The sequence below is a fragment of the Sporosarcina saromensis genome, assembly GCF_033253735.1.
Lineage (GTDB): Bacteria > Bacillota > Bacilli > Bacillales_A > Planococcaceae > Sporosarcina > Sporosarcina saromensis.
Genome location: NZ_JAUBDI010000011.1, coordinates 118,077 through 129,866, shown reverse-complemented (window position 1 = coordinate 129,866; position 11,790 = coordinate 118,077). Strand labels below are relative to the sequence as shown.

The window sequence follows — 11,790 nt, the reverse complement described above, 5'->3', positions numbered from 1 at the left end:
GGTCTGAAAGACTTGAATCACTTGTATGAGCGTCGGTACTTAAGTTATTGAACCGCCGTATACCGAACGGTACGTACGGTGGTGTGAGAGGACGGGAGTTAATCACTCCCTCCTACTCGATTTTTAAGGTGCCTGTCCCCGGAACGATTCTGAATCGTTTCGGGGACAGGCACCAAAACAATTTCAAATAGAAAGAAAGCGCCCGGTATTTTGGGCGCTTTGAGTTTACAGTTATTTCCCGCCGAGCATGTTGAACAATCCACCTGCGATGCTGCCTTCATCTTGAGAGCCGCCTGGTGTTTGTGGTGCTGCTGCGAAGACGCGGCTTGCGAGTCTAGAGAACGGTAAGGATTGGATCCATACTTTACCCGGTCCGCGGAGGGTAGCGAAAAAGAGGCCTTCTCCACCGAATAATGCGGTTTTCACACCTTTTACCATTTCAATGTTGTAATCTACGTCTTGCGTCATTGCGACGAGACAACCTGTATCGACACGCAACGTTTCGCCGGCGGATAGTGTTTTCTCGATAATCGTTCCACCTGCGTGAACGAATGCCATGCCGTCTCCTTCAAGCTTTTGCATGATGAATCCTTCGCCGCCAAAGAACCCGGTTCCGAGTTTGCGTTGAAGTTCAATGCCTACAGAAACCCCTTTAGCAGCAGCTAGGAACGCATCTTTTTGACAAATAATTTTACCGTTGTACTCGCTAAGATCGAGTGGAATGATCTTACCAGGGTAAGGCGCTGCAAATGAAACATGCTTTTTACCCGTTCCGTTGTTCGTAAATGTAGTCATGAACAAACTTTCACCGGTCAACAGACGTTTACCTGCGCCCATCAGTTTCCCCATGAAGCCTCCACCCGAATTGCTTGAACCATCTCCGAAGATCGTTTCCATGACGATGCTATCATCCATCATCATTAACGACCCGGCCTCTGCTACAACCGTCTCCTGTGGATCAAGTTCCACTTCCACAAACTGCATATCGTCGCCATATAACTTGTAATCAATTTCATGATTGTTCATCACTCGTAACCTCCTCGTATTTGTATCTGATTTTACGTAAAAACAATACCGGAAGTTTCATTTTATCTTTAATAAAATAGAAGACCATGAACCTTACCGCGTTACCTCCATGTAGCGGCTCGCAAATGGGACATTCATCGCCATCACCAACAGTTGGAGGCCTAACAAGTTACTTGGTTGGCGGAACTGTCCCTTTCTCAATATCAATATATTGCAAAAGAAGAGTGGCAATTTCTGTCGAACGATAGTAGAGCCGTGTCCCTTTGAACAACTTCTGGAAAGTCGGAATGAGTGCTTCGATGACGACTAAATTCGAATTGGTTTTATTCATTTCGTCCAAGAGAAATTGCGTCATTTGAATCGCATCAAATAACTCCTCTTTTTCAACGCGCACGAGAAACTTTTGAAGCTTTTCCACTAACAAGTCTGTCCTAGATATCGGCGTTTCAGCAGCAATCGTTAAAGCAGCCAAATAATTATTGCCAAGCAACGTATCTTCATTCCGAATCATATCCTCCATTATGGCGTCAACGCGTCGAATCGTGAAGTGGACCAAGTCGTCGATCGCAATCGCTTCTGTTGCAGAAGATAAGAAGTGTATGAGGTGTTGGATTACGCCTAAAATCATGACCGCACAATCGAGTACATACGGTTCTGCTTCTTCGCCGTAAACGTCGGTAAGTCGGGTTGTTAGCCATTTCAACTCCATTAAATGCCGCTTGCGTACAAAGCTCCGCAATTCATTATCACCAGAATAAAAGACTGCTTCATAAATCGATAATAAATTATGCTCGCGGTTGACGTGCATGCGTACCAAAATTTGTTCCGCTAATATATTTTTATCGCGCTTGTCCTTGCCGTGCATTAATTCACGTCTACGGACAATCGCTTCTTCATGGGCAAATTCAAAAATGGCCATCAGACACTCGTTTTTTGAAGAGAAGTAATTGTAAAACGTCCCTTTGGAGATTTGAGCAGCCTCGATGATGTCCTGAATCGATGTGGTGACGTACCCTTTATCAATAAATAGTCTTTGGGCAGTTAAGAGGACATGCAACTTTCGATCATTCATATAGATCACCTTTTTGTAAAATTCATTTTATACTACCAGTTCAATTCCTATCGTAACGAAAATAAGGCGTTGTAGCAATGATAAAAAAATATTTTGGAATGAAAACGTTTACGTATTTGCGTAATTTGGACTGTCAGTATAAAATAATACTATTGTTGAACACTCAGTACAAATAACCTTCGCGGTAGTCGAACCACTATAAAATCGTTCAATAGAAAATAGATGGAGGATGGGAAATGGAAATTGATTTAAAGAAAATGCACGAGAAGCCTCCTTACGGCATGATTGCCATTTTGTTTTTTGGAGCATTCGTTGCGATTTTGAACAATACATTATTAAATATTGCTTTACCGTCAATTATGACAGAGTTTTCGGTGAAGCCATCAGAAGTCCAATGGCTGACGACAGGATTTATGTTAGTAAATGGGATCATGATTCCGGCAAGTGCGTTTTTTATCCAAAAGTTTTCAAACCGAAGATTGTTTTTAACGGCGATGACGTTGTTTACGATTGGTACGGCGCTCGCAATCTATGCACCTAATTTTGGCTTACTCATCGTTGCCAGAATGATTCAAGCTTCCGGTTCAGCGATGATGATGCCTCTTTTGATGAATGTTATGCTAGTCGCGTTCCCGATTGAAAAACGGGGTACAGCAATGGGGATGTTCAGTCTTGTCATGTTTACGGCGCCTGCAATCGGACCGACTTTGTCCGGTTGGGTTGTTGAGCATTATTCTTGGCGAACGCTGTTTGAGATCGTCTTGCCGTTCGGGGTTTTATCGATCTTGTTAGCGTTGTATAAACTGAAAAACATTACACCGAACCGTGATGTGACACTGGATGTCTTCTCGCTCATTTTATCCAGTATCGGATTCGGTGGATTGCTTTACGGATTTAGCTCTGCGGGTGATAAAGGATGGGGCTCACCAATTGTGTACGGAACAATAGCGATTGGTACAATATCTGTCGTGCTCTTTGTCATCCGTCAGTTGAAAATGAAAGACCCGATGCTCGATTTCCGGATTTATAAGCATCCGATGTTTGCACTCGCGTCCATCATTTCAATTGTCATGTCTGTCGCAATGTTCTCTGGTATGATTTTGACGCCATTGTATGTACAAAATGTCCGAGGGATTTCCCCGTTTGAAGCAGGGATCCTCATGTTGCCAGGTGCGATTGTAATGGGCCTCATGTCGCCGATTACAGGAAAGATTTTCGATAAATATGGTCCACGGTTCATTTCACTCGTAGGGCTTGTCATTACCGTCATATCTACGTTCTATTTGAGTAAACTCGAATTGCATACAGGCTACTATTATTTAATGGCTTTGTATACTGTGCGAATGTTTGGTATGTCAATGGTCATGATGCCGATTATGACGAACGGGATGAACCAATTGCCGATGCGTTCAAATCCTCATGGTACGGCGATGAACAATACCTTGCAACAAGTGTCTGGCGCAATCGGCTCTGCCATCTTGTTGACGATTATGACGAAACGGATGGAGAGTGCGGGTGCGGAGTTGGCACAAGAAGCAGCTACTTCCGGTACTACAAGTGGCGATGCAGCTGCGGTGCAACAAGAGATTATGTTGAAATCGATGCTGGAAGGAATAAATTACTCATTCCTCGTCTCTGCATTTATCGCGGTCGTTGCGTTATTTTTAGCGTTCTTCGTTAAACGAGTTAAACCGAATCAGCCGGATTTTGTAATAGGTGAGGGAAGTGAAAAAGTCACTTCATCTCCACTAGAACCGGTAAAAGAATAATTCGCAGAAAAAAATCTCAAGGAGTTTTAAACTTCTTGGGATTTTTAATTTTATTCTGAGAAAATGAAGGATTCTAATAGGATTATGTCGAAATGAAGAAAGTGGAAGCGTTTGCAATAAATTATGTGTACTAGAAAGGGGAATTTCTAAATGCGTTTGACAAACTTTATCGGTGGAGCTTGGCAAGAAGACGGAGGTGCTGAATTTGCAGCGGTAACGAATCCGGCAACCGGGGAAGAATTGGCGCAAGTTCGTTTATCAACTAAACAAGACGTGGACCAGGCTGTGGCGGCTGCAAAAAAAGCGCAGAAAGATTGGGCGCTCGTACCTGCACCTAAACGGGCGGATTACTTATATGCAATCGGGAATGTCATGAAAGAAAGGAAAGAGCACCTTGCACAAGTGTTGACGAAAGAAATGGGGAAGGTCATTGAAGAGGGCCGTGGCGAAGTGCAAGAAGGAATTGACATGGCGTTCTATATGGCGGGGGAAGGACGAAGATTGTTTGGGGAAACAGTTCCTTCTGAGTTGCAAGACAAATTTGCGATGAGCGTCCGTGCGCCAATTGGGGTTGTTGGTTTGATTACACCGTGGAATTTCCCAGTGGCAATTGCGACGTGGAAATCGTTTCCGGCAATCGTTGCAGGCAATACGTTTGTGTGGAAACCTGCTACGGAAACACCAATGATGGCCTATGAAATGGCGAAGATTTTCGAAGAGGTAGGGTTGCCTGCTGGAGTTGCCAACATCGTGTTCGGATCTGGATCGGAAGTGGGAACGGCCATGATTGAGCACCCTGATGTGCGTGTCATTTCGTTTACAGGTTCAACAGATACGGGTCGCCACGTGGCAGAAACAGGCGGACGTCATTTGAAGAAAGTATCACTTGAAATGGGCGGTAAAAACGCGGTCATCGTTATGGATGATGCAGATATTGACTTGGCAGTCGAAGGGATTTTATGGAGTGCATTCGGAACAGCGGGTCAACGTTGTACGGCATGTAGTCGCGTCATTGTGCATAAAGATGTTAAAGAGGAACTGGAAGAGAAACTGTTAGCTTCTATGCAACAGTTAACAATTGGGAACGGGTTGGACGAGTCCGTCAAAATTGGACCAGTTATCAATGCAAAAGCGATCGAGAAAATCCAGAAGTATGTTGAAATCGGAAAAGAGGAAGGCGCGAAGTTGTTAGCAGGAGGCAATGTGCTAACAGAAGGGGACTTAGCAAACGGCCATTATTTCGAACCGACATTATTTACGGATGTGAAGTGGGATAGTCGCTTGGCACAAGAAGAAATTTTTGGTCCGGTCGTGTCTCTAATTGAAGTCAGTAGTTTGGATGAAGCGATCGAAGTGAACAATAGTGTCATTTTCGGCCTTTCCAGTTCCATCTTCTCGAGAGACGTAAACAAAGTGTTCCGCGCACAACGTGATTTGGATACAGGGATTGTCTATGTGAACGCGGGAACGACGGGTGCTGAAATCCATCTGCCGTTCGGGGGGACGAAAGGGACAGGGAACGGTCACCGCGATTCAGGCGTGGCGGCACTTGACGTGTTCACGGAGTGGAAGAGCATTTATGTTGATTTCAGTGGAAAATTGCAACGCGCGCAAATTGATACGGAGTAAAGCAGTAGAGATATAGGTGCTTGATGCTCTTGTATATTGAGCACAGTGTAATTGACTCATAAACTACCGAAAGGGATTCGATACAGGCAAACAGGTAGTTGTCTCGGTGAAATCTAGTGGAATGGGAGATGTTCATATGAAAGTAGTCGTACTCGGTGCAGGATTGATGGGGAAAGAGGCCGTACGTGACCTTGTGCAAAGTGCTGGTGTCACAAACGTATATCTAGCAGACTTGCATACACAGCAAGCGGAGGATTTTGCGGAAAAACTGCAGTCCGATAAGCTTGAAGTCATTAAATTGGATGCGACGGATGATGAGCAATTAAAGCAAGTGATGGGACTAGGGGAAGTTGTCATCAATGCGTTGTTTTATACATTTAATGAAAAAGTTGCAAAAATGGCCGTCGATATCGGCGTCCATTCGATCGATTTAGGGGGACATATCGGTGGTGCGACGGACGCGGTGCTGGAATTGGCAGAAGAAGCGAAAGCAAAAGGGGTAACGATTATTCCCGATTTAGGTGTTGCACCTGGGATGATCAATATTCTAACGGGGTATGGCGCAGGAAAACTGGAGAAAGTCGAATCCATCAAGCTCTATGTAGGGGGAATTCCAGTTGAGCCGGAACTGCCACTGAACTATAATGTCGTTTTTTCGCTAGAAGGGGTATTCGACCACTATACAGATCCTTCCCATGTGATTCGTAATGGCGAACTGAAGGAAATTCCTTCATTGTCTGAAGTCGAAACGATTCATTTTGATAAATACGGGGAACTGGAAGCGTTCCATACGTCAGGCGGTACGTCGACATTGACGAAGACATTCAAGGACGTCCAAACGTTGGAATACAAAACAATCCGTTACAAAGGGCATGCAGAGAAATTCCAGCTGCTCGTCGACTTAGGGTTGTTGTCCCGTGACAACGAAGTGACAGTCAATGGACAGTCCGTAAAAGTTCGTGACGTCATGCGCGAGCAATTATCACCCCAGTTGCGTTTAGGAGATAAATCTGACGCGGTTCTACTTCGCGTCATCGTAAGTGGCGAAGCGCATGGCATGCCTGCAACGTACGAGTATAATCTTGTGACGGAAAAGGATTTGACGGTGAATGAAACCGCAATGGCAAGAGCGACCGCAAACACGATTTCCGTTGTTGCCCAAATGATTGGCAATGGAACGATAACAAAGCGTGGCGTCCATCCTCCTGAATGTATCGTTCCAGGAGAACCGTACATTGAAGAGATGAAAAAACGCGGAGTTATCATTGAAGAGACGGTAAAAACCCAAGAAGCACATGTTTGATAGCGGAGAGTGGAAAGGGGTCGGAGAAGTTGAATTTTGACTTTACAGATGAGCAGCAAATGTTGCGTAAGACGGCAAGACAATTTGTGGATGAAGAAATTATGCCCCACATCCAACGTTGGGATGCGGAAGGTGGTTTCGACCAAGCGATTTGGAAGAAGCTTGCCGATCTAGGTTTTATGGGTGTTTGTATTCCAGAACAATACGGTGGTAGCGGCATGGACTACAATTCATTGGCCATCCTTTGCGAAGAGTTGGAACGTGGGGACACGGCGTTCCGTACGGCCGTTTCTGTCCACATCGGGCTGAACTCGATGTCGATCTTGCAATGGGGAACGGAAGAACAGAAGCAGAAGTACCTAGTCCCGCAAGCGAAAGGTGAAAAAGTGGGAGCATTTGGCCTTACTGAACCAGGGGCAGGCTCGGACGTTGCTGCGATGGCAACAACTGCAGTGCGCGATGGCGATGACTACATTATTAATGGCCAGAAGACGTGGATTTCATTATGCGACATTGCCGACCACTTCCTCGTTTTCGCGTATACGGATAAATCTAAAAAGCACCATGGCATTAGTGCATTTATCGTTGAACGTTCCACGCCAGGCTTTTCATCCAAAGCAATCAAAGGGAAATACGGAATCCGTGCTGGAAATACGGGTGAACTATTTTTTGAAGATATGCGGGTGCCGGCTGCTAATCTTCTTGGTGAAGAAGGCGAAGGATTTAAAATCGCGATGGCATCACTTGATAACGGTCGATTTACCGTTGCAGCGGGGGCTGTCGGACTCATTATGGCATGTCTAGAAGAAAGCGTGAACTATTGTCATGACCGCGAAACGTTTGGCAAGCCGATCGGCAAACATCAACTCGTCCAACAAATGATTGCGAATATGGAAGCAGGCTATCAAATGAGCCGCTTACTCGTCTATCGAGCAGGTGAGTTAAAGAACAAAGGTGTCCGCAATACGCGTGAGACGTCACTTGCAAAATGGCAAGCATGTGATTTTGCGAATAAAGCGGCAGACGATGCTTTCCAAATCCATGGTGCGTATGGCTACTCTGATGAGTACCCGGTTGCACGCTTCTTGCGCAATTCCAAAGCACCTGTCATATACGAAGGAACACGTGAGATTCATACGATTATGCAAGCTGAATATGTACTCGGTTACCGGGAAGACAAAAAGCTGAGCCATATGCTGCCAGGGTGGCCGTTTGAATAACTGCTAAATGTGTAAACGCCAAGAGACGTATCGCTCTTGGCGTTTTGTATATGATCCTAGCAAACTGAAATGCCATCCCCTAACAGGTCCAGGGTAACGAATAAATCCGTATTTACACTCATAAACTTGTTTCAGTGATTAAAGAGACCATCTAGCGTAATTTGTGGTAAAGCTGTAACTGTTCCTTTCAATTTGTAAATAGTTACAGTTTGTATATAATTGGATTGACATACAAACTGCTCTTGCAAATCGGAGGATACAATGTATAAATTTGTTGCGTTTATCGCTAAAATGATTTTCTTTTTTATTGCTAAAATCGAGTTGAAAGATCTGCATAAATTACCTGTGAGTGGCGGATATATCATTACATGCTCACATCGTGGCTGGCTTGAAATTATTGCACTTGGTATTTCATTACCAAAGCCCATTCATTTTATGGCAAAGAAAGAATTGTTCTCGAGAAAACAAATCGGTAGTTTTTTGACAAGTATTCATGCATTTCCTATCGACCGAGAAAATCCTTCGCCAAGCAGTATAAAAATTCCTGTTAAGTTACTGAAATCAGGTGAAGTGGTTGGCATCTTTCCGAGTGGTACAAGGTCAACAGAAGATACCTCTGTAAAAAGGGGAGCGGTGACAATTGCTAATTTAGCTAAAGTTCCAATCGTACCTGTCACTTACAATGGGCCTGCTAGCTTTAAGGAAGCTTGGAAATACAGAAAAGCGATCATAACAATCGGCGATCCGTTCGCCGTTACGATGAGTGATAAGAATTCACTTCAGGCCTATTCTGAAAAGTTGGAGCGCGCAATTCATTCTGCATAACGAATGATCGTCTACTGAAGCATGAGGATGGTGATGGATATGAAGAAGAAACTAAAAGCAACGCTAGTCGGAGCGGGTTTGTTGGTCGCAATATCGGGTTGTGGTACAAGTTCAAGTAATGGCAATCTGGTGATTTCGGAAGGGGTGGAATACGAGGTGACAGATTACGAAAAAATTGTCGCACCGAATAATGACTTAGCGTATAAGCTATTAGACGAAATTCAAACCGATGATGATGGAAATGTTTTTTTCTCTCCGACAAGTCTATTCATGGCATTAGCAATGGTCTATAACGGGGCGGATGGAGATACGAAAGTTGAAATGGCGAAAGCGATGCAAGCTGAAGGCATAGATGCAATGGAATTGAATAAAGCAAATGCCGCTCTCTTGACCATGTTAAACAAAGACAGCGAAGATATTCAGTTACGGATTGCCAATTCAATTTGGTTGAATAAAGACTATGCGTTTACAAAGGACTTCGCGCAACGGACGAAGGATTATTTTAATGCAGAAACGCAACGGATTGAAGTGGCCAGCAGTGATTCTGTAAAGAAAATTAATGACTGGGTCAAAAAAGCGACGAATGACAAAATCGATAAAATGGTGGAAAGTCCGCTTGATGAAAATCTCGTCGCGATGCTTTTGAACGCCATCTATTTTAAAGGCGATTGGAAGCATCCGTTTGATAAAAAAGATACGGAAGAGCGTGTGTTTCATGTGAACTCGAGGTATCAAAAAGTCGCTCCATTCATGAAGCTGGAAAGAAAATTAGCCTATATGGCGAACAATGAATTCCAAGCAGTTCGACTCCCGTACGCAAATGGTGAAATGAGTATGACGGTTGTCCTTCCGAATGAGCATACGAATTTAGAAGGATTCAAGGAGAAATTGTCTACTGAGAACTGGGAAATGCTACTGCAAACTGCTTTCACTGAAATGGAAGGCACGCTGCTGTTGCCGAAGTTCAAGTTAGAGTATGAAGCAGGACTGAATGAAGCGTTAAATGCGCTCGGTATGCAGCAAGCATTCACGAAAGATGCTGATTTTACTAAAATGGTGGAGGATGGGAACGTGTTAATCACTTCGGTGAAGCAGAAAACCTATCTTGATGTGAATGAAGAAGGAACGGAAGCTGCGGCTGTTACTGGAACAGAAATGGGTGTGACATCTGCTCCACCAGGAGATCCATTCTATATGGAAGTAAATCGACCGTTTTTCTTGGTGATTAAGGATGAGGAAACGGGAGCTGCGCTGTTTGTGGGGGATGTGACGAATCCGAAGTGACTTGTTTTATGTGGCGTTCTAGAGAAGTATGCGGTGTTTCGGAGTGATATGCGGCGAACGGGAGAAGTATGCGGTGTTTCGGAGTGATATGCGGCGAACGGGAGAAGTATGCGGTGTTTCGGAGTGATATGCGGCGAACGGGAGAAGTATGCGGTGTTTCGAAGTGATATGCGGCGAATGGGAGAAGTATGACGCGATTTTTGGAGATATACGACGATTGGACGCGGGTGGTTGGAGTAGAAGGGTGCGTGGTCGCGCAGGAAGCTCTTCACAAGCTAGGGGTTTAAGTAAGCGAAAACGTGTGTTAAAGATTAAGTTGATTCACAAAAATTGTTGTAAATTGGTTAGATTTTCATGAAATCCTTTTTCACTCCTATGCTAAAATAAAGTCAAAAGCCCATGAATAGGAGTGTTGCAGTATGAAGATCATCCCCTCAAAGAAAATGTCAATTTTTTCTCCAGCAATTTTTGGAGACTTGAAAGCTGCAGCAACTGCCAAGAAGAATACGGGTGCAAACGTTGTCGATTTAAGTCTAGGCAGTCCGGATTTGCCACCAGATGAAAAAATCAGACAAGTGCTATCTGAGCAAAGTGCATTAGCAACCTCTTACGGATACACATTAGGTGGTACAAAACGGTTTAACGAAGCGGTAGCAAACTATTATAAACGCCGTTCAGGAGTACAATTAAATCCGGAAACGGAGATACTTCAAACGATGGGCTCACAAGAAGGATTGGTCCACCTTCCTTTCGCATTTTGTGATGAAGGGGATATCGTTTTAACGACAAACCCTGCCTATGTTGCGTATGATGCAGGTATTAAATTAGCAGGTGCAGAACCTTACTATATGCCGTTAAAAACAGAGAACGATTTTCTGCCAGATCTCAAAGCAGTCCCAACTGAGGTTGCCGAGAAAGCGAAACTCATGATCCTAAACCTTCCGGGGAATCCGGTGCCGGCCATGCCGAGTCCAGAATTCTTTGAAGAAGTTGTTGAGTTTGCAAAAAAACACAATGTCATCATTTTGCATGACGCTGCGTATTCAGAATACTATTTCACTGGAGATCAACCGATGAGTTTCTTGTCGACACCTGGCGCAATGGAAGTTGGAATGGAGATCAATTCCCTATCCAAAAGCTTCAGTCTCGCAGGTGCGCGGATTGCTTATATTGCAGGGAACGAGGAAATGATCCAACTCATCAAACAGCTCAAGTCGAATTTGGATTACGGTACATTCGGTCCAATTCAAGAGGCGGCAGCTGTGGCACTTGATAATGGAGAAGAGATAACGGACCGGTTGCGGAAAGAGTTTTCCCTTCGCCATAAAGTACTCATGGAGGGATTAGCGAAAATCGGCTGGACAGCAACACCTTCATCTGGCGGCATGTTCGTCTGGGCAAAGTATCCATACGACATGGATGATGTGGAATTTGTATTTAAAGCAATTCATGAAGCCGGTGTCGTCATGGTACCTGGAAGTATTTTTGGTTCTGAAGGGAAAGGGTATGTCCGAATGGCACTCGTGCAGAACGAACAAGCGTTGAGCCAAGCGGTTGACCAATTAAGGTTGTTGAAATGATAGTAATTGAAATGTTAGTAAGGATGAGATAGATATCTCCCTTGCTAACATTTTTTATTTCGTAAGATGAAATTATTGAATA

The 11,790-nt window shown here is 44.3% G+C and carries 9 protein-coding genes; 7 read left to right on the top strand and 2 right to left on the bottom strand.

Annotated elements, in window-relative coordinates; translation table 11 throughout:
* Nucleotides 1–231: 231 nt before the first annotated feature.
* Together QT711_RS12485 and QT711_RS12480 are read right to left on the bottom strand one after the other, a co-directional pair.
* Nucleotides 232–1,026 (bottom strand): TIGR00266 family protein, encoded by a 795-nt coding sequence (locus QT711_RS12485; RefSeq protein ID WP_317944723.1) that lies wholly within the window; start codon nt 1,024–1,026, stop codon nt 232–234.
* Nucleotides 1,027–1,195: 169 nt separating this feature from the next.
* Complete coding sequence (locus tag QT711_RS12480; RefSeq protein WP_317944722.1) at nt 1,196–2,098, bottom strand: TetR/AcrR family transcriptional regulator; 903 nt, start codon at nt 2,096–2,098, stop codon at nt 1,196–1,198.
* Nucleotides 2,099–2,334: 236 nt separating this feature from the next.
* On the opposite strand from QT711_RS12480, the gene QT711_RS12475 reads away from it, so the two are divergent.
* The 7 genes from QT711_RS12475 (at nt 2,335) to QT711_RS12445 (ending at nt 11,708) form a co-directional block, all read left to right on the top strand.
* Nucleotides 2,335–3,867, top strand: a complete 1,533-nt coding sequence (locus tag QT711_RS12475; RefSeq protein ID WP_317944720.1) for a DHA2 family efflux MFS transporter permease subunit — start codon at nt 2,335–2,337, stop codon at nt 3,865–3,867.
* A gap of 150 nt (nt 3,868–4,017) precedes the next feature.
* Complete coding sequence (locus tag QT711_RS12470) at nt 4,018–5,496, top strand: aldehyde dehydrogenase family protein (protein ID WP_317944719.1); 1,479 nt, start codon at nt 4,018–4,020, stop codon at nt 5,494–5,496.
* A gap of 136 nt (nt 5,497–5,632) precedes the next feature.
* Nucleotides 5,633–6,799 (top strand): saccharopine dehydrogenase family protein, encoded by a 1,167-nt coding sequence (locus QT711_RS12465; RefSeq protein WP_317944718.1) that lies wholly within the window; start codon nt 5,633–5,635, stop codon nt 6,797–6,799.
* A gap of 29 nt (nt 6,800–6,828) precedes the next feature.
* Nucleotides 6,829–8,019, top strand: coding sequence for an acyl-CoA dehydrogenase family protein (locus QT711_RS12460; protein ID WP_317944716.1), 1,191 nt, complete (start codon nt 6,829–6,831; stop codon nt 8,017–8,019).
* Nucleotides 8,020–8,280: 261 nt separating this feature from the next.
* Nucleotides 8,281–8,844, top strand: coding sequence for a lysophospholipid acyltransferase family protein (locus QT711_RS12455; protein ID WP_317944714.1), 564 nt, complete (start codon nt 8,281–8,283; stop codon nt 8,842–8,844).
* 39 nt (nt 8,845–8,883) lie between these two features.
* Nucleotides 8,884–10,128, top strand: coding sequence for a serpin family protein (locus QT711_RS12450; protein WP_317944713.1), 1,245 nt, complete (start codon nt 8,884–8,886; stop codon nt 10,126–10,128).
* A gap of 419 nt (nt 10,129–10,547) precedes the next feature.
* A complete protein-coding gene (locus QT711_RS12445; protein ID WP_317944712.1) occupies nt 10,548–11,708 on the top strand; it encodes an aminotransferase class I/II-fold pyridoxal phosphate-dependent enzyme in 1,161 nt (386 codons plus the stop codon).
* The last annotated feature ends 82 nt before the right edge of the window (nt 11,709–11,790 follow it).